Origin of the sequence: Xiashengella succiniciproducens, from assembly GCF_023674465.1 — a bacterium.
In the GTDB taxonomy this organism is placed as follows: Bacteria; Bacteroidota; Bacteroidia; order Bacteroidales; family Marinilabiliaceae; genus Geofilum; species Geofilum succiniciproducens.
The window spans coordinates 712,693-738,945 of the sequence record NZ_CP098400.1 but is presented as its reverse complement, the minus strand read 5'-3'; the positions used below and the strand labels follow the sequence as shown (position 1 = coordinate 738,945).

22 protein-coding genes and 1 pseudogene are annotated in these 26,253 nt (G+C 40.3%); 3 read left to right on the top strand and 20 right to left on the bottom strand.

Going from position 1 to position 26,253, the window contains the following annotated elements; translation table 11 throughout:
* Window positions 1–55: 55 nt before the first annotated feature.
* The 17 genes from M9189_RS03195 to M9189_RS03115 form a co-directional block, all read right to left on the bottom strand.
* Window positions 56–1,309 (bottom strand): 6-bladed beta-propeller, encoded by a 1,254-nt coding sequence (locus M9189_RS03195; RefSeq protein WP_250724505.1) that lies wholly within the window; start codon window positions 1,307–1,309, stop codon window positions 56–58.
* 88 nt (window positions 1,310–1,397) lie between these two features.
* Window positions 1,398–1,868, bottom strand: a complete 471-nt coding sequence (locus tag M9189_RS03190; protein WP_250724504.1) for a hypothetical protein — start codon at window positions 1,866–1,868, stop codon at window positions 1,398–1,400.
* Window positions 1,869–2,162: 294 nt separating this feature from the next.
* The gene (locus M9189_RS03185; RefSeq protein ID WP_250724502.1) at window positions 2,163–4,076 is read right to left on the bottom strand and encodes an O-antigen ligase family protein; all 1,914 of its coding nucleotides are present in this window, start codon (window positions 4,074–4,076) and stop codon (window positions 2,163–2,165) included.
* A gap of 180 nt (window positions 4,077–4,256) precedes the next feature.
* Window positions 4,257–4,769: a hypothetical protein gene (locus M9189_RS03180; protein ID WP_250724500.1), complete on the bottom strand. Its 513-nt coding sequence runs from the start codon at window positions 4,767–4,769 to the stop codon at window positions 4,257–4,259.
* Between the two features lie 808 nt (window positions 4,770–5,577).
* A complete protein-coding gene (locus tag M9189_RS03175) occupies window positions 5,578–6,963 on the bottom strand; it encodes an IS1380 family transposase (protein ID WP_250722148.1) in 1,386 nt (461 codons plus the stop codon).
* A gap of 363 nt (window positions 6,964–7,326) precedes the next feature.
* Window positions 7,327–8,499 (bottom strand): 6-bladed beta-propeller, encoded by a 1,173-nt coding sequence (locus M9189_RS03170; RefSeq protein WP_250724498.1) that lies wholly within the window; start codon window positions 8,497–8,499, stop codon window positions 7,327–7,329.
* A 78-nt stretch (window positions 8,500–8,577) separates the two neighbouring features.
* The gene (locus tag M9189_RS03165) at window positions 8,578–8,769 is read right to left on the bottom strand and encodes a hypothetical protein (RefSeq protein WP_250724496.1); all 192 of its coding nucleotides are present in this window, start codon (window positions 8,767–8,769) and stop codon (window positions 8,578–8,580) included.
* A gap of 655 nt (window positions 8,770–9,424) precedes the next feature.
* Entirely contained in the window at window positions 9,425–10,447 is a 1,023-nt protein-coding gene (locus tag M9189_RS03160; protein WP_250724494.1) for an IS110 family RNA-guided transposase, read from the bottom strand.
* A gap of 162 nt (window positions 10,448–10,609) precedes the next feature.
* Window positions 10,610–11,155 (bottom strand): efflux RND transporter periplasmic adaptor subunit, encoded by a 546-nt coding sequence (locus M9189_RS03155; protein WP_250724493.1) that lies wholly within the window; start codon window positions 11,153–11,155, stop codon window positions 10,610–10,612.
* Window positions 11,143–11,610 (bottom strand): efflux RND transporter periplasmic adaptor subunit, encoded by a 468-nt coding sequence (locus tag M9189_RS03150; protein WP_250724491.1) that lies wholly within the window; start codon window positions 11,608–11,610, stop codon window positions 11,143–11,145. Before M9189_RS03150 ends, M9189_RS03155 begins: the two co-directional genes overlap by 13 nt.
* A 337-nt stretch (window positions 11,611–11,947) precedes the next feature.
* Window positions 11,948–12,268: a hypothetical protein gene (locus M9189_RS03145; RefSeq protein WP_250724489.1), complete on the bottom strand. Its 321-nt coding sequence runs from the start codon at window positions 12,266–12,268 to the stop codon at window positions 11,948–11,950.
* Window positions 12,269–12,289: 21 nt separating this feature from the next.
* Entirely contained in the window at window positions 12,290–12,553 is a 264-nt protein-coding gene (locus M9189_RS03140) for a hypothetical protein (protein WP_250724487.1), read from the bottom strand.
* A 478-nt stretch (window positions 12,554–13,031) separates the two neighbouring features.
* Window positions 13,032–14,210 carry a 6-bladed beta-propeller gene (locus M9189_RS03135; RefSeq protein WP_250724486.1) on the bottom strand — a complete coding sequence of 393 codons (1,179 nt, stop codon included), beginning with the start codon at window positions 14,208–14,210 and terminating at the stop codon, window positions 13,032–13,034.
* An 84-nt stretch (window positions 14,211–14,294) separates the two neighbouring features.
* Window positions 14,295–14,624 carry a hypothetical protein gene (locus M9189_RS03130; RefSeq protein WP_250724485.1) on the bottom strand — a complete coding sequence of 110 codons (330 nt, stop codon included), beginning with the start codon at window positions 14,622–14,624 and terminating at the stop codon, window positions 14,295–14,297.
* Between the two features lie 289 nt (window positions 14,625–14,913).
* Entirely contained in the window at window positions 14,914–16,359 is a 1,446-nt protein-coding gene (locus M9189_RS03125) for an O-antigen ligase family protein (RefSeq protein ID WP_250724484.1), read from the bottom strand.
* Between the two features lie 182 nt (window positions 16,360–16,541).
* The gene (locus M9189_RS03120) at window positions 16,542–17,048 is read right to left on the bottom strand and encodes a hypothetical protein (protein ID WP_250724483.1); all 507 of its coding nucleotides are present in this window, start codon (window positions 17,046–17,048) and stop codon (window positions 16,542–16,544) included.
* 57 nt (window positions 17,049–17,105) lie between these two features.
* The gene (locus tag M9189_RS03115; protein WP_250724482.1) at window positions 17,106–18,263 is read right to left on the bottom strand and encodes a 6-bladed beta-propeller; all 1,158 of its coding nucleotides are present in this window, start codon (window positions 18,261–18,263) and stop codon (window positions 17,106–17,108) included.
* Window positions 18,264–18,507: 244 nt separating this feature from the next.
* Here M9189_RS03115 and M9189_RS03110 point away from each other — a divergent pair.
* A pseudogene (locus M9189_RS03110) lies at window positions 18,508–18,681 on the top strand (DDE-type integrase/transposase/recombinase); the annotation flags it as partial.
* A gap of 108 nt (window positions 18,682–18,789) precedes the next feature.
* Here the strand turns inward: M9189_RS03110 and M9189_RS03105 are convergent.
* The 3 genes from M9189_RS03105 to M9189_RS03095 form a co-directional block, all read right to left on the bottom strand.
* Window positions 18,790–19,260, bottom strand: a complete 471-nt coding sequence (locus M9189_RS03105; RefSeq protein ID WP_250724481.1) for a YybH family protein — start codon at window positions 19,258–19,260, stop codon at window positions 18,790–18,792.
* A gap of 91 nt (window positions 19,261–19,351) precedes the next feature.
* Entirely contained in the window at window positions 19,352–20,566 is a 1,215-nt protein-coding gene (locus M9189_RS03100; protein ID WP_250723328.1) for an IS4 family transposase, read from the bottom strand.
* A gap of 184 nt (window positions 20,567–20,750) precedes the next feature.
* Window positions 20,751–21,380 carry a hypothetical protein gene (locus M9189_RS03095; RefSeq protein WP_250724480.1) on the bottom strand — a complete coding sequence of 210 codons (630 nt, stop codon included), beginning with the start codon at window positions 21,378–21,380 and terminating at the stop codon, window positions 20,751–20,753.
* A 668-nt stretch (window positions 21,381–22,048) separates the two neighbouring features.
* On the opposite strand from M9189_RS03095, the gene M9189_RS03090 reads away from it, so the two are divergent.
* Window positions 22,049–23,116 carry an efflux RND transporter periplasmic adaptor subunit gene (locus M9189_RS03090; RefSeq protein WP_250724479.1) on the top strand — a complete coding sequence of 356 codons (1,068 nt, stop codon included), beginning with the start codon at window positions 22,049–22,051 and terminating at the stop codon, window positions 23,114–23,116.
* Window positions 23,113–26,238 (top strand): efflux RND transporter permease subunit, encoded by a 3,126-nt coding sequence (locus tag M9189_RS03085; RefSeq protein ID WP_250724478.1) that lies wholly within the window; start codon window positions 23,113–23,115, stop codon window positions 26,236–26,238. The genes M9189_RS03090 and M9189_RS03085 overlap by 4 nt, the downstream gene beginning before the upstream one ends.
* Window positions 26,239–26,253: the final 15 nt, after the last annotated feature.

The following is a 26,253-nucleotide window of genomic DNA, read 5'->3' as shown; positions in this document are numbered from 1 at the left end:
GAATACTTTGATAAAGTTTTAATTGAAGTACATTAAAACAAAATAATCACACAATCTATTGTTCAACATTCTTCAATTTGGAAAAAACAATAATAGCGTTATCTGTTTCATTAACATTTTTAGCCAAATCAATAAATTCTTCTGTTAATAAATGAAGGCGGTTTTCTCGTTTCATATACTCAAAATGTTCGGAAATTTCGTATGAATTAACATATCCTATGATTGTATTATCTTTACAATTCAGGATATTGCGAAATGGTGGCATAAATGAGATAGGTTGATCACTACTGTAATTACATACATCTAATAGTAACCTGTTGGAATTATAAATAATACTAACCTTACTTGCGTTTCTCACTATCGGCATAAATATGAAATCTTTTGTGATAATCGGATTGGAAGTTTTCACAACGTAGTTGTTTGTGGAATTAATATCAGTTGCTTTTAAGAAATCTTTTTTGTTTTCTTTCAATAGGAGTTTTCTGGGAAGTTCATTTCCTGGAAAAGTAATGATATAATCGTAATAAATGTCCCCGGAAGCAGAAACTCTGAAGATTGTGTCATTAAATGGTTCGTGGTAATATAACTTGTTGTTATATAGATCCATATTGTTCTTCGAAAGAAAGCTCAAATATCGATCTTTTTCCCTAAATGCATTCACATGTTTAACATTGAAAGTAGAATCTGTCCAAACCAAAGAATAATTTATTATGTCAGGTAAATGATAATTATCAGAGTCGAGCGTGTGGAAGACGTATGTATTACTGTCAAAGATATGGAATGAGACAGCAAAAAAAGGTATGTTTTTGTTTTTAATAAAATTGCCATCCAAATCGTAAAACAAAAGTGATGATTTAAATTGATCATATATAACAATAATACTGTCCCCTAAATAAAAATCAGTTGGTTGAATATACTCACCTGGACCATTACCCTTTTGTCCAATGTTTGTAATAAAGCTTCCATCTATATTAAACTTTTTCACTGATTTTGTAGTGTATCTATCAAGCAGGAAAATGTAATTATCAGACAACCTGATTTTTTCAATAGAACCTATAAGTGCATCTGGAGCATTATCTAACTTAATACCATAAGCTGTTTCAATGATATCAGGTAGAAACAATTCAAAATTTAGATCAAAATCCTCAATGGCAATCTCTTTGTTCAATCCTTTTTTTACCGAGCCTGTCTTAATATTACCTGTAATTTGGTTAACATCAACATCTTTAAATTTTTCTGGTATTCTTTTATTTAAAAAAGTACAAGAGGTTACTATTATTGGCAAAAAACACAATGCAATTTTCTTCATATTTTCATGTTTTGAAGTAAATCAATTCTACGTTATTTCAAATGAAAAGCCGTAGAATTGATTTAAATGTGAGTTTAATTACTATTTATTATGAGCATGGATTCCCACTTTTAGGTGCAGATTCCAAACAGAAACCGACACCAGATCCACATACATCTTTTATAATCGTTTTAGGTGGAATTGGTTGCCTGTTTGTCGTTTGCTTATGATAATAAGCAGAAGTACTTCTGTTTGCTGATACTGAAACTGGGGTGCCTGGAATAGGGACACTTGCTCCAAAAGAGCTAGAATGAGATCCGCCGTACCTTTCTTCTGTCACAGATATACTTGGTCCAAGTTCACAGTCCACTGTATATGTTTTCCAATTAGTTCCCGTGGTTCCTTTATGATAGATGTCTTCTTTCTTATCTTCTTCTATCTCTTTCTGCGCCTGCGCCATTACGGCAATAGCATCAAGTGAAACATCCCCAGCCTTATTTGATTGTAACAAATTCATATTAAACACGGTTGCTACTGCAAAGAATCCGGTTGCTACTGCAAAAACTATTTTCTTTTTCATGATATTAAATTTTCTAATTTGTAAAATTTAGCTGATTTTCAATAACAGCCTTATTGAATTAAAACTTTACTATGAAATGTATCACTGCCTGGCAGGTACATTATTTTGTAACCCATTAATAAGGTTACCTGTTTAAATCTTTATCTTTGTGGCATTATTCAAGATATTCCTGGCTTAATACCACATATTTCATAATTGCATTACCTCCTTTCTTTTTAGGTTTGGAGGGAGTCCGAAGAGGAAGCTGTAGCGTGCGAGCTAGAGGGCTTCCTCTTCTTTTTCCCATGTTATTAACTACTCTTCTGTATCTAAAATTTTTTTCATCTCTCTCATTATTTCTTTTGTTGCGGAAGATTCCACTTTTATTGGACTATTGAGGATATCTTCGGCCAATAGTCTTGCTTTATTGAGCTGGTTGCTTTCCGTAAACAGTATAGCAGACAGGTATTTGGGCAGCAGTGATGAGGGAATCATAAGGCTGCTTTTACGATATGCCTTTTCTGCAGCTTCAAAGTTGCCCAGCGCTTTAAAGTTGTCGCCAAGCGTATTTTGGATGATTTGACTGCTGAGGTACTTTTGAGCAAGAATAAGTACTTTGTTGCTTTCTTCGTGCTTCTCGGTCATACTGAGTGCTTTGCCATACATCTGAAGGAAAAGTCCGTTATTTTGTAATTGAGGGAATGTTTCCTGGTAGGCTGCTACGGATGCTTTGTAAGCTGTTAAGTAGTATAACTGATCTGCTTGATTCCAGATCTTCATCGCTTGATAATGCGCCTGACGTTGAGGGAGAAAATAGACAGAGACTATGATAATTGCAAAAGCTGTCGGTAAAGTCAGAAACAGCGCTCTTGATCCAGTAATACTAAATAATTGCGTGCTTGCTCCTGCTAAGAGTGCTACCAAGACGACCAACTGCAAAACAAAGGTGCTGATATCGAAGGGATAGGAGAAGAAACTGAAAACCAATAGGGTTATTAAAGATCCTTTGACACCGATGTACAGGGCTGAGTGGGAAAGTGATTGTCCCGGAGTCCGGACTGCTTGCCATGTCGAGGAAGATGGAGGGCTATAATCTCTCAACAAGAAATACAGTAGGACACCGGCCAGAACAACAGCAAGGAGGCCCTTTTCCAGCCAGAGCTTCAATGCTTCATTAAAGGGAGCTTCCGGTGAGCCGGCCACCATAGATTGCACTTCGGTTCCTTTGCCTGCTTCGAACCAATTGGCCTGCTCATTCATATACAACGCTGCAAATGCACCTGAACCATGACCAGTTATGGGTTTTTGTTTTATCAGTTGGCTGGTGACCTGCCAAATGAGCACTCTGCCGTCTGCCGAGCCCTTTTTCATGGTGTAAAGTCCAAAACCTATAACCAGAACGACAAGCAGGATGGCAAGCAAGCACAATACCCGCATGGGTATTGAGAAGGAATGAAGCTTATTTTTTAAACTATGCCAGAAGGACTTAAATACCGGATGGCATGTCAACACGAATAGGCACCCGACCGTGCCTGCGATCCAGGCTGCCCTGGATTGCGCGGGAGGCAGTACAAATGCTACGGCAATAAGGGTGGTCCAGGCTAAGACTCTAAAAAAAACAGATAAATGAACCGGGTGGTTTGGAGTGATGGCTTTCGCAGCATTCAACACCAAGGCCGGAAATGCAATAATACCTAAAGCCATTGGAAGTGCACTTGCGACAAACCCTGAGAAGGGACCTGGATTGTGAAAGGTTCCGGTAATACTAAATAATGCATGATGGGATGGGGAGAATCCATACAACTGCATCAAACCCAAACCTGCTTGGCCCAGCGCAATAAGTAGAAACAGACTGACCCCTCCCCAATGAAAAAGAGGACCAGCAGATTGGTTACGGACAAAAACATAGATTAAACTCCAGAGAAGGGTGTTAAACAGCGTTTTACTATAGGAGCTGTAGGGCGCATCTGAAAGGAGCTCGCTAAGGAGGTGCCACAGAACAAAAAGAACTACAAGGCCATCGGCTTTTGTAAACTTAATCTGTCTTTTAAAAGGAAGGGTGAGCGTTAGAAGAACTGCACCAAACAGCGCGCAGATTTCAAGACCGTATTGTTTGGCGGTAAGCAGGTCGTTAAAGAAACCCCGGGACACCATAAACGCCGTTGAGAACATGGCGCATAGGATCAGTAGCTGAACCAGGGTTACGATATGGGCGCTGCCTTTTTTCATTTGGGTGTAAGGAGGCGTTTGGATTAAAAGTCTATGTCACTTTTACAAAAAAATTAATATTTGTTGAGGATTGCAAATAATTCGGGGGGTAATTTTTGTTAATTATAATTAAAATGTGTACTGTTGCTGTTTTGGGGTATTGCTGATGAAGCGACAAATGATAACCGAAACCAATGTCTCTTAGGCCATTTCCTCATTGAGCCAGGGCGCTCCCACCATTTTGATTTTGCTATCTCGGTCAATGAGCATCGAACTGTCGATAATCCAGCGGGGAATATCTTTGTTGTTTTCTAGGAATCTGAATTCCGGATCCATAATTGTATAAAATTTATCTTCCACATACTCTAAATCCAGCACCTGTGACATGAATTCGTCGTATCGATTACCACCACCGATAACAAACAGTACGGTATAATCAATAGGCGTATAGATGGAATCCATTTTGTTTTGCCACTCGATGAATTTTGGATAGCAAGGTCTGCAGCTATTTTGCAGGTAAACCACTGATATGTGGTTGTGCTGTAGGCGAAATTCTTCAAAGGGCATAACAATATTACCCTGTTGCACAGTTTCGAACAGCTCCACATGCAGGGGTTTTTTCAGGCTGTCCTGTAGGTCTTTTTCTCTTGGGGAAAGGCGGTTGCAGGAGACTAAAAAAATGACCCCTGATAATGCAAATAGAATCTTTTTCATTGAATTAGAGTTGTTATTTTTTATAATGCGAATTATGGTTTAAATATAAATCCAATATAAGCGCCAGTTTTTTTAATGCATTGACTATTAGTGGACCTAGCGTTTGACGCACTTTGAATACTTGTTTTTTCATTAATCCAGTTAAAGAAAGCCTCTATTGGTTGCCGTATGGGAGATACAGTATTAGAAAACAGGTCGTTTGCAGCCCTGTTAATGAATTTCGGACAATCAATCAGTCTGCCCCTTTACTCCTTTCACAAGAGTATGCCTTGCTGAGTTGAATTCCTTAGTTATATTAACGCTGCTGATACAATCATCGGGGCGGTGAGTTGTCATAAGTTTATCAGATAAATGCCTTAAGGCTTCAGACATACGATTTAGCCGTATGTTGAAAGCCACATAAGAAGGTAGCTTCGGGTAGCATATTTATATCTTCACTGCTTTGCGCCTGAGCCATCACCTCAATACTCTCTAATGAAACACATGGGCACTTCTAACTTATAATATATTGTTATTAAGCCAGTTAATGCTATGAAAAAACCTGTGCATTTCCAAAAACTATTTTCTTCTCATAATAATTGAATAAAACCTAAATTGAGCGATTCGTAATTTCACCTGCCCCCGTCGTCTCACTTGATTTCAAAAAAACGGAAATTTTCTCAGAGGTAGGCTTCTTTCGTGTACTTTTTCAACGAAAATTCAGTTCTGTTTTTCACTCAAACCGAACTTTATCGCATTTTCTATGGGTCTGGACATAAGTCTCCCATTACCACTACGGGTTTACAATCCTGAGGTATGTTGTTCTGCCTTATGCAAACTGAATTTTCGGCGGTGACTGACACCGTTCCCATAACTCTTCAATATTTATCGTTTCATAAATTACTCTGGTGACATTCAGGACAATACTCCTTGCCCTTGAGGTTATCTTGACAGCAAAATCAATAAGCTTTCTTCTGAATGTATTAGGATATACGGTTACCGGAATAACCTCTGCGGTAACATCTTGTTTGTATGCTTCGAAAATAAAGTGTGTAACTACCAGCATAAAATAATAGGCTCTGTTCATTCCAAAGGATTTAAAAGGAAGTTGTTCTCTGGTAGCAAGCTCTTTAATGCTACGATGTATCAACTCGTCGGCTCCTCTTTGGTGTGATTTTCGTATGATGGTATCAGCTTTAAACCACTCATCTCCACCGGATGCCCGAAGCCTTTTGTCAGCGACAGGACAGTTCCCGATATTGGTATAGATGACGCTGTCAGGCTTACCAAATTCCATTACGTACTGCCCGGTATCATCCCGGTGCAATCTGGTAAAAAAGCAACGACGAAACTTGGACCAGGATTTCAACTTGCTGGCAAATTCCGCAAATTGCCAGACTGCTTTATTTTTAGTGATTTTGCCCAAAGTGTCAATGGGTAAAGCCTTTACATATTCAGTAACATCATTGTACAATTTTCCTGTTGTAATGTAATGTATATTAAGCTCTTGCTCGAATATCTCGTACGCTTTCTGATCCGCAAACCCACTATCGGCGCACACCACAATAGGGACTTCTTTGGAGTATCTCTTGCGTATCAGATTTACTATAGAGCGTACCCTGTCGGTGTAATCTGATCCATGATTGGAATGAGCACTTCCTTTTCTAAAGGTCACGTCTATCAGAAACGAGCCCCAGCATATATGAAGTGGCTGAAACCCTTTCTTACGCTTGTAAGTGACCTCGCAACCTTCGCGTTTCGCAGCATCGTCATTATCCAAAACCATGGTGTCAATGCCCAGTTCTATAACTTTGGGTTTGGATATGTGAAGCCTCCAGATAAACAGTTCATTAAGTATCTTATTGAATACCGAGTTTGAAATAACGGACAGCTTCCCAAAAAAACGTTTGACCTGGTGAGAAGAGGCCAATTGGTCGGTCTTGCATTCAAGCAAACATGCATATCCTTCATCCTTTTTACTTTGATCAAAACTGCTTATGGCCATATTTGTGCCATCTATAAAAAATGCAACAATCTGTTTTACAAACTGTTGAAGCTGCAAGCCTTTGCTGTTTCCAGTAAGCAGAGAAGAAACATTACGCGATATTAGCCCATATAAGCCAATTTGCTCAGTGTAGCGAAGAAATAAAGGGAGCCCTCCACGACCAGAAATTTTATTGGTTGTAATGCCGATTTTTGTTATCTTCGTACTCATAAAAGATAGTCTTGTGCACCTAAATGGTGAAGTGTTGTTTTTTTATTTTAATACCTCTAAAATACACATTATCAAGGTTATAAGCAAGCTATCTTTTATTTTTTTTTGTATAAATCGCTCAATATAGGTAAAAGATAAAAAATTAGCTGTGTGATTTAACAGCCTGTTTGAATTAAAACATGTGATGAATTATATCTCTTTTTATATTACTCAAAATAGCGAATTAGTATAGTTAAAAGTTATTGTATATTTAAAACCTAATGGCCTCAGACAAAATAATGAAAAGAATGTTTTTTTGCTTCATTAATATGGTTTATGAATTCCTCGCTTTTTTTTAATTTATATGCGGAATAAGTCAATACGCTATCGCATCGTATATTTTGCTAAAACAGGATTACTATTAGGGGTTAAGTTTAAATGCTGCAGTTTTTCCGGCACGTTATTATTGTCATCCATTAATCGAACTGGTTCAATAACAGTTATGAGACTATTACGAGTACTCGCTACAGCTCGGCCAAATATTGCTCCGTTTATATCATCAACTGGATACCCCAAGGTAACATGAGAAGACTTATTTTCCTTGTCGTAATACACCGAATACATATCATCATTGGAGATAAATGTGAAATACAAATATTTTTTGAACTCGAACAATTGGTTGGGATAGTATGTAGCACCGGTTTTTCTTAAATTAAACGCAAAGGAACTTTTAATGCCTTTATATTGATGTAATTCGCTAAGGAAATTGCAGTTTAGCGAGCCAAAATCGAGGTAATACTTTGTTGAAAATTCTCCTCTGTCATTATAATGGTATATATAATTGCTAAGTGGAGCATAAATATTTACTCCATCTTCACATGGAGAAAGGCTACTGGGCAATGACCCATTCATAACACTCATGAATTCTTTTGTAACCTCAAGATGTTTTTCTTTAATACTCAAATCCGGATTGACAACATAGAGATTCCACAAAGTCGTCTCATTCTTATTCATTACTTCATTGTATAGATTTCCAACCCAGAAAATATAATCACCATTCTTTAAAGATGAAAATTTCAAAGCATGTATGGGTAATGCATCTGACCTTACGTATGCACCGTCAAGATTATAAAAATGCATTTTCTGCAGCATTAAATCCATTATAATAACCGTTTTTTGCGTCCTATCTATATTAAAATCATTTAATGCAACATATTCACCCGGACCTCTGCCTTGCTTTCCAATATTATATTGAAATTCCCCTTCACTATTAAACACTGACACGGAAGGATTTGATGAGCCATGGCGAACAAAAAAGAGATCATCGTGTACAATAACCTTTTCAATGTTCCCTAAAGCCATTCCCTTGGGTGTTGTGAGTTTAATATATTCAATTTGACCAATAAATTGCGACATTGGTAGCTGTTTGTTTGAAGGGGTTATTGATATGGTTTCATACTCGTTTTCTTTATGGGACCTATTATTACAAGAAACTGAGATAATAGAAATCCCAACAATTATTGAAAAAAATAAAAATGTTCGCATCTTTTTAAGCATATCAGGGTTTAATTAAGAATTAATTTCTAATTTTTGAGTATATGGTCGCCGGAAACACCGGCGACCAGATAAAAATTATTAATCGCAGTCATATCCTGCCTGACAGGGATTTTGCGCACTAACATCACACATTCCGCCCGGAATACTACATACGGTATTCTCAGCGTTAGTATATCCAGGCACAGTTTCTCCTGCATATTGAGCCTGCGCCATTATCGCAATACTTTCAAGTGAAACATCACCGGCATTGCTTGATTGTAACAGATTCATATTAAACACAGTCGCTACTGCGAAAAAACTTGTTGCTATTGCGAAAATTATCTTTTTTTTTCATTATTATAAATTTTAATCATGTAAAGATTCGCTGCTGATAATAAACAGCTATTCGTTTTCTAAACTTAACTTAAATGCCCTACTGCCTTGCTGTAGCATTTTTTCGAAATATCACGGTTCGTAATCCTGTGTCTTTTCGAAATTATTATCTTTACGTCATCATTCAAACCTCCTTTCTTTTTTAAGTTTGGAGGGAGTCGGAAGAGGAAGCATGGGCTGCGGAGCACAGGGGCTTCCTCTTCTTTTTCCCATTTGTTTCACGGAGAGCACGGTGGAGACACGGAGTTTCACTGAATTTTTATTATTATTCCCTCTGTGAATTCTATGGTTATTCCAAATTAAAATCTTCTTATTTTAGGTGATTCTATTAATTTGAAAACAAAGGTATGACTCGATCCTCCTTCGTCAAGACCGAGCCCTGCGGGTTTCTATGGTTATTCCAAATTAAAATCTTCTTATTTTAGGTGATTCTATTAATTTAAAAACAAAGGTATGACTCGATCCTCCTTCGTCAAGACCGAGCCCTGCGGGTTTTGCCTTCAGTCTAATCGAGTCAAATTAGTCGTTTACAAATCAATAAAACGAAAAAAAATTATGCAGCAAATTGCAAAGGGTGTTGATAGTTGTTTTCATATTTTCTTCGTGTTTTAACTACAGCAAACATTCTGTGTATTAGCTTATTTCTAACATTATTAATAATTAATCGATCGGGCTTACCTTCTAGTTTCTTACGTTGATAATACGCCTTTAGACTGGCATCATGCATTACAGCGGTTCTTGCTGCTTGGGTCAAAGAGGTTTTGACAGATTTGTTGGCCAAATGACTGATTTTGTCTCGTCCTTTTACTGATGTGCCGGATGAGTGCTCAAAAGGAACCATTCCGCAATAACATCCAAACTTACGGGCATCTGAGAACAAGGTGAAGTTGCCCGTAAAAACCAACACCAACACGGCATTGATCATTCCAATGCCTTTTATGGAAATGAGCAAGTCGTAATTCTCTTTTAGGCATGCCTCTTGATAGAGTATTTCCTGAATTTTCGCTTCTACTGTTTTGATGCTGCTAATCAATGATTGGATCATCTTTTGGCTGTCTTGGTAAATGTACTCGGCTGTTGTGTTGTCAACCTTAACCCTGATCAATTCGTTGCAGGATACCTCTAATGACTTCTTGTTATCAATCAGTCTATTGCGGTAAGCAATTAGATCTTTGAGTTGTTCCAACAATGGGTTCAGGCCTTGATGATAAACAGCCTTGTCGCGGTGCCGGTAAGCGTAATCGGCAATTTGAATAGCTTCAATTTTATCGCTTTTCCCTCTGGTCATGCCTTGCGAATACTTAATTCTCAAACCTGGTTCCAACCAAAAGTCATACTTCTTTTGAACCATGTATTTGCCAAATGCAATACAGTATAAACCAGTGTGTTCTCCACAAAAAAGCCAGCGAGAGGAGTCAGATTTTGTCATGGATTTAATCCATTTTGTCATCGCCTTAAATCCTGATTCCTGATTTTTAAACTCTTTCATGTCCAATACTGTAGTCGTTTTGCCATCGAATAGGGCGGCGTCAAATTTTAACTTTGAAAAATCAATACCAATAAAAAACCTTTTCATACTTTTGTTTTTTGTTGGAATTAACCGATAGCTGCTTGCACCAACACTCTTAATGGTTTGTAACCAACATTCTATATGGTGTCTATCAGCTTGACTGAGCGAGGTCTGATTCACAGAATAAATTTTGTTTAGTCCTCTGTATAGTTTACCTCTTTCAGTCGGTTAATTCCAGCTTTCATACAACAAAAGAATAAAATTAACCTCGCTTTTTGAAATCGCATTGTTTGTTGCAAACCTAAGAGAGCTCTGTGTAACTAGACTCTCGTGGGCCAAATTCAAATTATTCTCCACAATCACCTCCATGCCTTCTTCCAGACCGTCGCTGATGGCTACATGGGTTGAGTTTTCGTGACTGGTCTCCACGTATTTCCAGATGGCTTTGCCCTCTTCGTATATAAAGACGACCTGCCGGTTTTGTCGGTATAACACTGCTTCTTTGGGGATGATGAGGCAATTGGGGATGGTGTTTTTTAATAACACACGGGCGTTCATCCCATCCATCAGTCGATGATTGGGGTTGGGAACGGTGGCGGTGATGCGTATCATGCCCTTGTCGTCGACGGCCGGATTGATGCTGGTTACGGTGCCCCTGAACGACTCACCCGGAAGGGCAAAGGGTGTGAGTTCCACTGTTTGTCCAGTTTTTATGCCTGAGAGCTCTGTCTCGAGAAGGTGAAATACCAGGTGCATGGTGTTTAAATCGAGCACCTCAAAAACTTCTTACAGGCACTGGAGGGATTGTGTATGCTTGCCTCCAGGTTGGCAACCACTCCGCTGACGGGCGCTGTAATGGTTGTTTGTTCCAGGTTGCGTTTGGCCTCCTCCACAGCTATAACGGCCGAGTTATAATTACTGCGTATGCGCACCATTTTCATGATGTTCTCGGGAATCTGCAGACTGTCGGCCATCTGATAGCCATAGCCCAGGAGCCTGTCCTCTACGTCGATCATTGCCTGTTGGTAGGTGTTATTGGCCTCATCGAGTCGTTTTTTATAGGTGAAAGCATCTACACTTCCCAGCACCTGGCCAGCAGCGACTTTTTCGCCCTCGGTGACATATACTGCATTTATCTGCTCCTGCACCCTGAAAGGGACCACTGCCTTGCGTTGTGCCTCCAGCCGGCCATTGCTCACCAGCTCCATATCAAAATTGGCCTTGCGCACTGTTACGGTGCCTACTTCGGTGGCCGATGGTTCAACATACGATAGACGGGCTGCGTCAATAGCTTCCGATTCGGAGGCTTCGCCGGCGTTGGAGGTGGTGCAGGCGTAAAAAATTACTGCGATGAGTAGGAAAGACAGGTGTTTCATGGGACAAGAGTTTGGAGTTTGGAGTTTTAAATTCAAGGATGATGGTTTAAAGATAAAAGTTTACGATTCACGGTTTTAAGTTCGAAGTTCAATATCCAACGTTCAGTTACCAGTTATCAGTTTTCAATATTCAGCTCATTGCTTACTGATCATTGGTGACTGGCTTTTCGTGCCACTCAATAAATTTGGGTTAGCAGGGCAGACAACCATTTTTCAGGCATACAACAGAAAGGTAATTAAACTGTTGCTTGAGCTCGTTGAACGACAACAGGTTGTTTCCCTGAAGTACGGTTTCAAACTTCCCATGGTGAAGGGATTTGTTAATGTTCTCACGCAAATCCTTCGATAGATAGTCTAAGGAGTTTGGCACGAGTTGCAAACTCGCGCCAACGGGGGCAGATGGTTCAACATGCGATAAGCGAGCCACCTCGGCACCATCAGCTTCTCCCGCCTGCGAGCTTGAGCAGGCATAAAGCACAACCGGGATCAATAAAAATGCGATTCTCTTCATAAAACTTGTCTTTATCTTTTGTCAGTCACCAGTCATCATATTCTCTATTCCAAGTAGATAGTTTTCTATGATTAATGAAGTAACCCCAGACGCAACTCTAAAGTTATATGCTTTCATATCACTATTAATAACAAAGAAATAAGGTAAATTTAAGTCTTCTATTGGAAGGTTTAATTTCTCAGTGTAATTGAAAACAGGCCATTCTATTCCAAAAGTCTCTTTAAAAGCTTCTATGTTATGCCTTGATGGAAAATTGCCAATTAAAATTATATTGTCAAAGTTCATATTACTCAATAACTCTTGAATATATAAGAATTGTTGCTCCATGCAATCTATGCAGTCTGATTCTGTAAACCTATATATTATGTCTTATTAACAACAGTTTCAAAAGAAGTTTTATTACCATGTATGCTTTCCAATGTAATATCTTGTAGAATCGAATTACCACTAGAGCTAATTTCGTACTTTTGAAAAAGTGCTAAATCTTTTATGACAGTTTGATAATTAGCAATAGAATCTGCATATAACTTTTCGCGTAATTTATGTTCACTTGACTGTTTTCGAATATTGATATTAAAAAACAAAAAGAAACATGTAATTACAGCAAAAAGAATCCATGTAAAATATTTTGATATAAATGAAATCATAGTTCAATCTGTGTTATGTTAGATACCAATTTAGTATTGTTTGATCAATCCACAATAAAGTGAATGAGGATCTTTCACAATAATTGCGTTTTTAGTGCACTTGTGTTGATTCAATCCTATTTCAAACTATCTTTGATCCTTGCCCGAATCAAAATAGTATTATAGTTATTGATTGTATATGTATCACTAATGCAATACTGCTTAATAAATTCTTCAATATTAGGAATATCAAAATAGAAGCTTGGTAAAAGGTAGTAAAAATATACATCATCTATAAAGCAAGGTGTTCCACTAATTATTACGTTTGAATCATCCTCAACAATATCCTTGAAACTCAGAGATTTCTTGTCTACTTTATCATAAATTGTATGAATTAGTTCTCCCGTTTTCGTTTCAGTGACATTAAAGTACAAATACCGACTAGATTCAAGGCAATTGGAGATTATTCCAATATAATCATTATTGTTAACGTAATCAGAACACTCTTGCATGCTTAAAGGCTGATCCTTAATTGTATTATAAGGAATTGAATTCTTACCGGCATCAACGAATATATATGGATGAATTCCAGAATTAGATATTCTATAAATTACATTGCTTAATCCAAATGAAAATATTGCACTGTCACCATAATTAAAAATGTTTGTTTTATTGAATGTACGCGGGTAAAAATTGCTAGCGGGTAAGAAATCAAAAATATCATTTGAATTAAGGTTCCCTTTATAATTTCTGAGATTGAATCCTTCTTTACCTGACCCTTCCTCATTAATTCCGGCTGTATAAGCCCAATAGTCATTATCTAATTTGGCAAATGATAAAAAATAGTCATTTGTGACCTGTTCTTTAATAAAGGAGCCATCCAGGGTGTAGAACGCCATTTTCTTTTGTCTATAATCCCATAATAAAATAGTATCTCTGGATACTTGAAAATCAGCAAGCTGCAAATATTCTCCTTGACCTCTACCTATAGAACCAATCTGACCCAAATATTTTCCTATAGCATCAAATTTTAGTAATATTTTTCTAGTGTCATCTAAAATAAAAATAGCTGAATCCTTTACTACCATTTTCTTGATTACTCCAACTAATGATTCAGCACTTTCTTCAAGTGGAATTAAATCAAATTTGTCAAATAGCAGACCGGGCTTGAAATCAATCAAATCTTGGCGTGTTACACCGATAACGATAGTGTTATCACAAACATCACGATACTCATGGCTAGTTGTGTTTAAATTACAACTGCTTATAAAAATGATAGTGAACAAAACAGAAAACAAGAAAAATATGTGTTTCATAATATAGTTAGATATAAAGTGTGATATACCGTTTGTTATAAAATACCATCCACTTAACAAAAAGTGGATGGTGTTTTGAAATAATTAGCAATCTATTGAAGCCGAACAGGTTGAAGTTCCTCCTGTACAACAAGGTACAGTTGTCGTTACTTCCTTAGTTCTACTGCATTTAAAAAAGACATAATTAAACTCTACACACGTAACGACCTTTTCGGTTTTACTTCCTTCGGCTTTATTGTTTCCGTCACCTTCACCCGAATTGTTTCCGTCACCTTCACCCGACGCCTTCGCCATCAATGCAATACTCTCGAGCGACACATCGCCCACACTATTACCTTGTAACATATTCATATTAAACATGGTTGCTACTGCAAATAAAACGGTTGCTGATGCAAGAATTATTTTCTTTTTCATTTTTATAAGAATTTCTTGTTAAAGATTAGCTGCTTAAAAAACAGCTTGTTGAATTAAAACTTTTTTTAGTAATACATCACTGCCTGGCAGGTACATTTTTTGTAATCCATTAATATGGTTACCTGTTTAAATCTTTATCTTTGTGGAATTAATCCAGATGATTTTGGCTTAATACCACCTATTTCATAAATGCATTACCTCCTTTCTTTTTAAGTTTGGAGGGAGTCCGAAGAGGAAGCTGGTGCGGCCTAGCACTGAGGGCTTCCTCTTCTTTTTCCCATGTTATTAACTACTCATCTGTATCTAATATATTTTTCATCTCTCTTATTATTTCTCTTGTTGCCGATGACTCAACTTTTATTGTGCTTTTGAGAATATCATCTGCGGTTTGTTTTGCTTTATTGAGCTGGTCGCTATCTATAAATAGTTTAGCAGACAGGTACTTGGGCAGCAGTGATGAGGGAATCATAAGGCTGCTTTTACGATAAGCCTTTTCTGCAGCTTCAAAGTTGCCCATAGCTTTGTGGTTGTCGCCAAGCGTATTTTGAATGATTTGACTGCTGAGGTACTTTTGAGCAAGAATAAGTACTTTGTTGCTTTCTTCGTGCTTCTCGGTCATACTTAAGGCCTTGCCGTACATTTGGAGAAACAGGCCGTTGGTATTTAATTCAGGCAGTGCTTCTTCGTAAGTCTCCACTGCTGCCTGATAGGCGCGGAAATTATACCAGCGTTCGGCTTCGTTCCATAAGCTCATTGCCTGGTAATGCTCCTTGCGGTGTGGATAATAATGGATGCTAACCACCAGAATGGTCATGGCAAATGGCAGGGTAAGCAAGATGGTCTTGCGCCCTTTTATTGTAAGTATTGTTTTGGAGGCACCAGCTAAAAGCGCTGTTAAAAAGACCAGCTGCAAAACAAAGGAGCTGATAGCGAAGGGATAGGAGAAGAAGCTGAAGACCAACAGGGCAAGCAAAGAACCCTTGACACCGATGTATGGGACTGGGCCAGCAAATGATTGCTCTTGGTCCTGGTCTGTTTGCCATGATGAGGCCGCTGGAAAACTTTGATCTCTCAATAAGAAGTACAGTAGGGCACCGGCCAGAACAACAGCAAGGAGGCCCTTCTCCAGCCAGAGCTTCAATGCTTCATTAAAGGGAGCTTCCGGTGAGCCGGCCACCATAGATTGTGTTTTGGTTCCTTTGCCTGCTTCGAACCAGTTGGCCTGCTCATTCATATACAGCGCAGCAAATGCACCTGAACCATGACCAGTTATGGGTTTTTGTTTTATCAGCTGACTGGTGACCTGCCAAATGAGCACTCTGCCGTCTGCCGAGCCCTTTTTTATGGTGTAAAGTCCAAAGCCTATAACCAGAACGACAAGCAGGATGGCAAGCAAGCACAATACCCGCATGGGTATTGAGAAGGAATGAAGCTTATTTTTTAAACTATGCCAGAAGGACTTAAATACCGGATGGCATGTCAACACGAATAGGCACCCGACCGTGCCTGCAATCCAGGCTGCCCTGGATTGCGCGGGAGGCAGTACAAGTGCTGCGGCGATAAGGGTGAGCGTTAGAAGAACTGCACCAAACAGCGCGCAGATTTCAAGACCGTATTGTTTGGCGGTAAGCGGGTCGTTAAAGAAGCCCCGGGACACCAGAAACGCCGTTGAGAACATGGCGCATAGGATCAGCAGCTGAACCAGGGTTACGATATGGGCGCTGCCTTTTTTCATTTGGGTGTAAGGAGGCGTTTGGATTAAAGGGGGATGTCACTTTTACAAAAGTGTTAATATTTGTTGAGGATTGCAAATAGCCGGGGAGGGGTAGAGTTTGTTAAATAAAATTAAAATGTGCACTGTTGCTGTTTTGGGGTGTTGCTGATGAAGCGACAAATGATAACCGAAACCAATGTCTCTTAGGCTATTTTCTCATTGAGCCAGGGCGCCCTCACCATCATGATTTTGTTTTCAGCATCGATTAACACCAATGCATCGATAATCCAGCGTGGAATGTCCTTGTTCGCTTCAAGAAATTTAAATTCAGGATCCATAATGATGTAGTAACGATCTTTCACATAATCAATATTCAACACTTCGTTCATAAATCCTTCATAACTGTTTCCCTGTATTACAAACAAAACGGAGTAATTGTCCGGATAATGAAGCGAGTCGGCCATTTGCTGCCACTCAATAAACTTCGGATAGCACGGCCGACAACCATTTTGCAAATACACTACCGACAAGTAATCGTATTGTTGCCTTAATTCCTCCAAGGTCAGGAAAGTGTTTCCTTGTCTAACAGTTTCAAGCAGATCGTAACAAAGATGTTTGTCGATCGTTTTACGCAGCTCTTGCTCAGCCGGCGAAAGATTTGAGCAAGACATTTGGAATAATATTAAGAATAGGATGCATAGCTGTTTCATAGATATAGTTTTTTTGTTATTCCTAGTTGTGCAGCTTGGATAATTACTAAGGATGAATTATTCAATCATGATTTGTTTGATTATTGGATTATCATTTTCTCTTACTTTGCTTAGCAATAATTCTAACTCTCCTTTTGAAGAGTCTGATGCAACACCAGATAAATTATGTGGATATATAACTGTGCTGATTTGATTGTTTGTAAAATAAACTGGCTGGCCAAACAGAGGTGGAATTATCCCAGTTTTATATTGCCAATCATCTTTGTTAAGAAGAGTACCGTAGACTTTCTTGTCCCTTTGAAACTGAAAATATACATGATGGTCTGTCTCGAAAACCGAATGGATCATATACGCGTAATCTGTCTTATTTATCTGATTTAGAATATTGAACCTTTCAGGAAAATTGGTAGTTTCTATTTTTTTTAAAGGTTCAATATACTTAAGGGGAAGGTTGTTTTCTCCAAAGTCAATCACATATTTCCTGGTAACTGTATCATTGTGTATGGAATATAGTGTGTTTTCGAGTGGTAAAGCAAAGATCGATGCATTAACAGAATTGGTAAAGCTGTATGGAGTAGCTATCACAAGGTCTTTCATGTGCTCCTGGATTGGAATAAAGAAGGACAAGTTTTCGACGTTTTCATCCGCTTTTATTATATTGAATGACTCCTTTGTGTCTTTCGATGTATTGGCTTGATTATTTGTGAAGAACCAGTATTCCCCCTGAATAGATTTGTGGAAATTTTGACAAAAGAATGGTAAATTGATTGAAGTAAAATAATTAAATTGTTTATCCATTCTAAGGATCTTTTGAGAACCTGCATCAAGCAGCTCTATACAACTGTCTGGTTTAGAGATCAGTATATCTGAAACTCTTAAGAACTCACCCGGTCCTTTTCCTGCCCTTCCAATTTCAGATATAAAGTTCCCTGAATTATCAAATAGGAACACCTTGTTACTTTGCTTATCTAGGATGATTATCTTATCATCAAAGTATATGAGCTTACTTATATCAGCAATTGCACTATTTTTATCTCTTTGTTCCAGGAAAATGTAGTTTGGTTCTACATTTTTGTTTGCAATCTGTAGGTCGTTTTGGGAGACCAACACCTCAATTGTAGAAATGCTCTCTTTAACGCCACTAGTGTTTTCTTTGCTATTATTTTTGCATGAGATGAGTGCAGAAATAATTAATACAAAAACTGTTCTTCTCATAGTTTTGCTTTTTATCATTTTTGACAAGCCTTAAAATGTAGAATGGATGAAGGCTTTTGTGGTTATGCGATAGTTGTTATGTTGTAAGCTCCCCCAAAAACAGTACGTTTTAAAAGTAGACTAAAATGTATAACTTTTAAGAAACGTAAAGCAGATGAAGAGAAGCACCTTCAGCCCGACACAGATAGCGGGCATCCTAAAAGAGTTCGACAACGGCAAAGACATCGGCAAGGCGTGTCGTTTGTTGCGGCTCAGCAGGGTCATCTGGGTGCTGAAGCACTTGGTAAACAGGTACGGGAAACCGGAGAACATACGCATGGACAACGGTCCAGAGTTTATAGCCAAAATAGCGCAAAACTGGAGCAAGACAAACGGGATAGAGTTCAAATATATACAACCGGGGAAACCCACTCAAAACGGTTGTCGGGATAAGAAAGATTTGTCTACTTTTGAACTGTACTAAAAAGGGGAAGCCTACACCTACAGGAACAATTCTTATTTAAGCTCAGCTTGGATTGCTTTCACCTTACTGCTTAGGAGTATAGTGAGTCCAGTGAGTATGAACGATTTTCCATTTACCGTCAGCTTCAAGTCGGTAAACCTCTGTGCAGTTCCACTGACTTTGACTATCTATGGCGTAATTGCGAAGGTTGTAGTTGAGCACAGCCAGATTGCCATTGGTTATAACCTGAGTGTTCTCAAGTTCAAAATGGTTGGATTGAACCATACCTCTTATTGGCTCATAATACTTCTTTAAGTTGTCAAGACCAACTATTGTATTATTCAGTGCCGGGTCCATATAGGTCACATCCTCTGCTGACAATTCAAGAAAACCATCAGGGTCTCCGCTATACCATCTACCCAAAGCTTCTTTCTCCAGGGCAATTATAGTTCCAGTTATTGCCTTTTCATCTACCACTGGAACTTCAGGGCTCTTTTGCTGTGTACATCCTATAGCAGCAAATGCTACAAATACAAGTAATACAATCTGTTTCATAATCATTGCCGTCCGATAAAAACCGATTTTGATTCTTCGTTACTTTTAACCGGCTTATTATCAGTCGTTTCTTTTTATAATTTTTCTATTTTCAAAAGTAAGCCCCCCTGAAAAGGGTAAGCATCTCTAAATCCTGGTCATCTCGTTGCCAATCTCGTTCCGGGTTTTCTAAAAATTTTATCAAGTGCAGGTAATTAAACAGGTGTATCCTGCAAAATGACACCAGGTTGGAGAATGCCCAAGGCCGTTTCAACCGCTTCTGTATAACCGTGAGCAAGAGGTTCACGATCAAAGCGCAATATACCTGTATTTTTATCGCGTTCTCGTTATCCCCGAGGAAGTACTTCAGGGGGAAGTTTGATTTTAACTGCTTGAATAACAGCTCTATTTGCCATCTTGTTTTATACAAGGCCGCTATCATGTCGGGCCGCATCTCGAACAGGTTGGTGAGGAACTCGAACTTCCTTTTCAACACCCTGTCGTAGAACACCACCTTGCGCAACTTCAGCTTGCTCCCGCCATCATCTTCCTTCACGGTCACCTCGATGATAGTGTCTTCCAGCACGCCGCTGTGGATGCATTCATCGATGTAAAGTTCTTGCTCCACCTTGTAAACGGCGTTCTCCTTGATGCGGGTAACGAATCCGGCTCCCTTTTCACAAAACAGCTTGAAGGCTTTATAATCGTTGTATCCCTTGTCGAAGACGTAAATAGTGTTGTCATCCGGTTCCAGTTTCCTCAACAGCAGGTGATCGTTCGTGGCAGCGGATGAGAACCATATCATCTTGGGAACGGGCTCGTCGACATTGATAACGGTGTGCACCTTGATCCCCCCTTTGCGTTTACCGTTCGAGGGTGTTCTGCCGACGCACTTCAAGATGTCCTGGAACAAACTGATAACCGTGCTGTCGAAGATCTCGACCTGCTTGTTCAACACATCTTTAAAGCGGGTGTCCGAGATCACGTGTTGGTACTCGCGAAGCAGGTCGTGGTACACGCCCGAGAAGAAATCAACGCTCCTGCGCTTGTTGGCGTCCGACAAGGTGCTCCGGTAGGGTATGTGGCCGAGCTGGAAATGCCTGGTCTTGCCTGAAAGACCGAGCATTGCACCCGCCACCTCGCGCAGGGAGGAGCATTTGGCGAAGACGCAAAACAACATGCTTATAAGGTGATCCTTAGCCGTGAAACGTTTCACGTAATGATCGGCCTTGTACCGTTTGCTGTTTCGGGCGATAATCCTTGTATCTACCATAGATATGAGCTGTCCGAATACCGATTGTCCAAAAAAATAAGTACTTTTGTTCATTGTAGACTTGTTTTGTGATGAATACAAAGCTACAATTATTAGTACGACGGGCAAAACTCAAATTTGCCCGCGTACTTTTTCTAAAAAGTTTTTATCGGACAACAGTGTTTCATAATATAACTTTTGATTCTCAACAAAGTTAAGGAATTTCTCCTCAACAATAGTATTTGCTTGCTTGTGCTAATTATTTAGAATTGGTTGTTTTTGACAGATTCAATAAATTTCTGTATGTCTTTTCAAATGCAACATCTGTCAGGAAGTACTGGCTGACAAAAAATATGGCTCCACCGGCAATAGAGACTCCTATGAGCATACCATTTGATACTTCAAAGGAAAGATTGAACATACCTTTTAGGTTTGCAGCCGTGTGCACGTCCGTGAAAGCAAAATATGCAGATAAAAGGCAAATCAATCCCATTATTAATGCAGTAAATACTGATACCTTTGTCTTCTCTTCCCGCAGGACAACTTTATCAGGGTTATTGTTGACCAACTTTCTGGCCCAGTAATAACCTGCAACTGGTCCAAAGACAAGGTTAAATACAGGCACTCCCAGAAAAAATCCAAAGAAGCAAATACTATAGAACACATATATTAATATCAGAGTGGACGTTCTTAACTTATATATGGAAAACTTTCCTTTCCGCACAATGAAATATTCAATTACCAATCCTGCTATTAAACCGCTAACGGTACTAAGCAAGATAATACTATCACCAGCACCAATCAAAACTGCACTCCACCAAAACGCCATAAGAGACAAAAGTGGAACTACTGCTCCAAATACTACTTTAAGGATGAAATTACCAATCATCTTCAGGAGTGTATTTTTTTCTTCTGATTACTATTGTCCTGCCCATAAAGAAAAACTGGTACAGCCCAGTCTCGGTTAATGGAAACCTTGTATCGCAACTTATATCAACCGCCCACAGATAGCATTTCTGATTCTGATACCGTCAAGGAGCCTCAACCCAAATGGAAACCATCCATACTGCAGCCTCATCACAAACCTCTATGATACTGGCAGAATTAAAGTTCCAGTCTGTATCAAGACCTCCATCACAATCTACGACTGATAGATAATCAATTCATGACTCCGTCGTTCTCAGTCACAGAATGGCTAAGTGAAAGTTGTGGGATATGGGTCTATATTTTGAAACTGTATAAAAATACCAAACTATTCAACAGACATCAAAAAGAAAACTCCACAAACTTGACGAGTCTGTTTGATTTTTAGTATGTTATACAGCATAACCATACAGGTGCAACAGCAGCTCAAATGCATCTACTGCATACTCATCCTCCATTCTCTACTTTTCAAGCTGATTTTATGCAACCTTCGTTGAATTTTCCTCTCTTTATTTTTAAAATTTGACCATCTTGTGCAAAAGTGATTTTATCTTGCTCATTTGCACTAAATGCGGATCGGCCTTTAATCGGCTCCGCTGCAACGTTTTAAATCATCTGTTAATTAATATTGCGATGCGAAATATTCTGACAGGAATTTCATGCGTGGTTGTACTTTGCATGCCTTCATGCATGCAACGTGAACAACAAAAGGAAACAATCAGAACCGTCAAGGTTGCAAGTGCCGAAAACTACGGCGAAGTTAAGACGGCTACTTTCCCCGGTAAGGTCAAACCGGCCTCTGAGGTCAACCTTGCCTTCCGCATCAGCGGCCCAATCGCAAAAATCCACGTCCGTGAAGGGCAGTTCGTCCGCAAGGGGGAGCTACTGGCTGAGATGGATCAGAGGGATTATCAGCTTCAACTGGCTGCAACAGAGGCCGAGTACACTCAAATCAAGGCTGAGGCAGAACGCGTGATTAAGCTCTACGAAAAGCAGAGCGTTAGCGAAAACGACTACGACAAGGCTCGCCTGGGCCTGCAACAGATAACAGCCAAATACGAAGCTCACAAGAATGCCCTTGAGGACACAAAGCTAAAAGCGCCCTTCAACGGCTATATCCAGAAACGTTTTTTCGATAGCAATGAAACTGTGGCAGCAGGCATGCCAGTCTTCTCAATGTTCAGTTCAGACGTACCTGAGGTGGAAATCAACATCCCTGCATCTGAATACATTAAACGTGACCTGTTTGATAAATTCGAATGCTACTTCGAGATCTTCCCGGGAAAAACCTTCCCTCTGGAACTAATCTCTATCAATCATAAGGCAAACCTCAACCAACTGTATACATTAAGGTTCCGCCTCGAGGCGGAACAAGGCTCTCAACTGCCTTCCCCGGGTATGTCGACCATTGTTACTATTGCATACAAGCCTCAGAGTACCGGACTGGTTTCTATTCCTATCACTGCGGTTTTTGAGGTTGATGATCAGCCCACAGTTTGGGTTTGTGATACCACCGTACTCACAGTCAATGCTCGCAAAATCAAAATTGACGGGGTCACAAATGACGGGCGCGTGATCGTTTCTGGAGGCCTTCAGGCCGGTGAACAGGTGGTAAGCGCCGGGGTGCGCTTTCTATCTGATGGTGATAGTGTAAAACTGCTGGCAAAGCCGGGTAAATCTAATGTGGGAGGACTACTATGAAAGATGTGGGATCATGGGCCCTGGGCAACAGAACCCTGGTGTGGTTCCTGACCATTGTGCTTGTTGCAGGTGGCATCGTTGCCTATCGCAGCATGAGCAAGATGGAAGACCCGGAAATAAAGGTCAAAACTGCTACTATACTTACACTATACCCGGGAGCCTCTGCTCATCAGGTGGAACTTGAAGTGACCGATAAGCTCGAGAAAAGTATCCGCTCGATGAAGAATGTCGGCAACATCAGCAGTCGCTCGATGAATGATGCCTCTCTGATTTCGGTCGAACTATCAACACTGGTGCCTGATGCCGATGTGGAGCAGCACTGGGACGTGCTGCGACGTAAGGTCGCCATGGTTCATAACGACCTGCCTGAGGGCTGTCAGCCATCGATCGTGATGGACGATTTTGGAGACGTCTATGGAATGATGTATGCCCTTTCTTATGAAGGTTACGAAAACAGTGAAGCTGTCAGGTTTGCCGAACTTATCAAAAAGGAGATACTCAAGATTGACGGAATATCAAATGTCAGTATTTATGGGGAACATGAGCTCAATATAGAGATTGAACTTTTCGAAGACAAACTGGCAAACCTGGGTGTACACCCTGCTGAAGTGCTGGCCACTCTTCAGGGACAAAACCAGACGATATACTCGGGCTACTATGAAAGTGGTGAAGCACGACTGAGAGTAACGGTCAACGATCGCTACCGCAACGTGGATGATATTAGCAATCTCCTTATCCAGGGACATGAAGGTGACCAATTACGACTTTGTGATATAGCCCGTATTTCGGAGAAATATGCCACTCCGGTACGCAATGAGCTCCGTTACGATCGCAAACCGGCATTGGGAATTGCCATCTCTGCACTTGGAGGTACTGATATAACAAAGGTTGGTATTAAGGTCGAAGAACTTATCTCAAGACTCGAGGCTGAACGCCTGCCTGCTGGCATGGAGATGCACAAGATATTTTTCCAGCCTGAAAGGGTAAAGGATGCTCTCAGCTCATTCATCCTAAACCTTTTTGAGTCAGTTCTCATAGTGGTTATCCTTCTGATCTTTACCATGGGCATGCGTAGTGGTATGATACTCGGGATTAACCTTGTGATAATTGTTTTCGGCTCGATAATGATATTGCAGCTCTTTGACGGTACGCTACAAAGGGTGTCACTGGCATCCTTCGTGCTGGCAATGGGAATGCTTGTAGACAATGCTATTGTGATACTCGATGGTATTCAGATAGACCTGCAACGGGGACATGACCGCAGAAAGGCACTTACCGCCATTGGTGTAAAGACTGCCCTGCCTCTGCTTGGAGCAACCCTGATAGCCATCCTTGCCTTCCTCCCTATCTATATGTCGCCCGACACAGCCGGATTCTATGTACGCGACTTGTTTATCGTGCTTGCAGTGTCACTGCTTCTTAGTTGGGTACTCGCTCTTACCATTATCCCGATAATGGCAGACAAGTGGATTAAGATAAAAGACAGCTATGCCGGAAAGGACCCATATGACAACAAATTCTACCACACTTTCCGGAAAGTGCTCTATTGGGCACTTTCCCACCGTATCATTACCCTATGCATTGGCTTCGGCCTGGTACTGATTAGCATTTACTGCTACAGGTTTCTTCCTCAGGGCTTTTTTCCGGATATGGAATACGACCAGCTCTACATAGAATACAAGTTGCAGGAAGGGCTTAACAGTTCCCGTACCCGCTCCGACCTCATGGAAATAGAAGAATACCTGCTGGCAAGGGAGGATGTAAGGCATGTAACTACTTCCATTGGCGGTACCCCAAGCCGTTACAACCTGGTAAGAACTATCGCTGATCCTTCTCTTGCATACGGAGAACTGATTGTTGACTATGTATCCAACAAGGCATTGGTAGCTTCTATCGAGGAAATACAGAATTACCTTAACGAAAACTATCCCGATGCCTACGTCAGGGTGAAGCGCTACAACCTGATGTATAAGAAGTTTCCTATCGAGATCGAATTCAGAGGCCCCGATCCGGAAGTACTGCGGCAGCTTGCAGCGCAAGCTACCGCTATAATCAACAATTGTGATATGGTTTACATGCCCACTACAGACTGGGAACCAAAAGTACCGGTTTTGACGGTGGACTACAACCAGCCTATAGCTCGTAACCTGGGTCTGACCCGTCAGGATATTGGAATCTCGCTGATGAGTGCAACTGACGGCATCCCGATAGGAACCTTCTACGATGGTGTAGAAAGCCGTACTATCAACCTCAAGTGCGTTGACAAGGATGGCAAACCACTGAAGTCTCTTGAGAACACACCGATCTTTGGACTGATGCCATCAATTGCAGGAATTGACAGGCAAATGATACAGGGCTTGTTTACCGGTGCAGTCTCAGAAGAGGATATTCTGGAATCGCTGTTCCAGACTATACCCCTGAGACAGGCTGCAAATGGGGTCCGTATTGAATGGGAAAACCCGCTGGTTATCCGTAGTAACGGCGAACGTGCCATGAGGGTACAGTGCTATCCAATGCCCGGACATGCAGTTGAGAACGCCCGGCAAAGTATTGCAGCCCAGATTGAAGCCATTCCACTGCCGGAAGGCTACAGTTTGAGATGGGAAGGGGAATATCAGGCAAGCAACGAGGCTATGACCTACCTCTTTATGTACTACCCCTTGGCTGTAGTCCTGATGGTCGCCATACTGATAATGTTGTTCAAGGACGTCAGAAAACCTCTGATTATCATCCTGTGTATGCCCTTGTTGCTTATCGGGATAATTGCAGGCATCCTGATCTCCGGCAAACCATTCGGTTTTGTTGCTATGGTTGCAGCTCTCGGATTGGTGGGAATGCTTATCAAAAATGGTATTGTGCTAATGGACGAGATAACCCTGCAGCTATCATCCGGGATGGACCCTGTAAAGGCATTGATGGATAGTTCGGAAAATCGTTTCCGTCCTGTTATGCTTGCCTCACTTACAACTATCCTGGGTATGATCCCCCTGCTTAACGATGCTCTCTTCGGCCCTGTGGCAGTGGTGATAATGGGAGGCCTGCTTATCGGTACCTTAATAACCCTGCTCTTTATCCCTGTTCTTTATGCCTACTTTTTCGGAATTAAGATAAAGCGCAACTGATCGTCCCTGAAATAT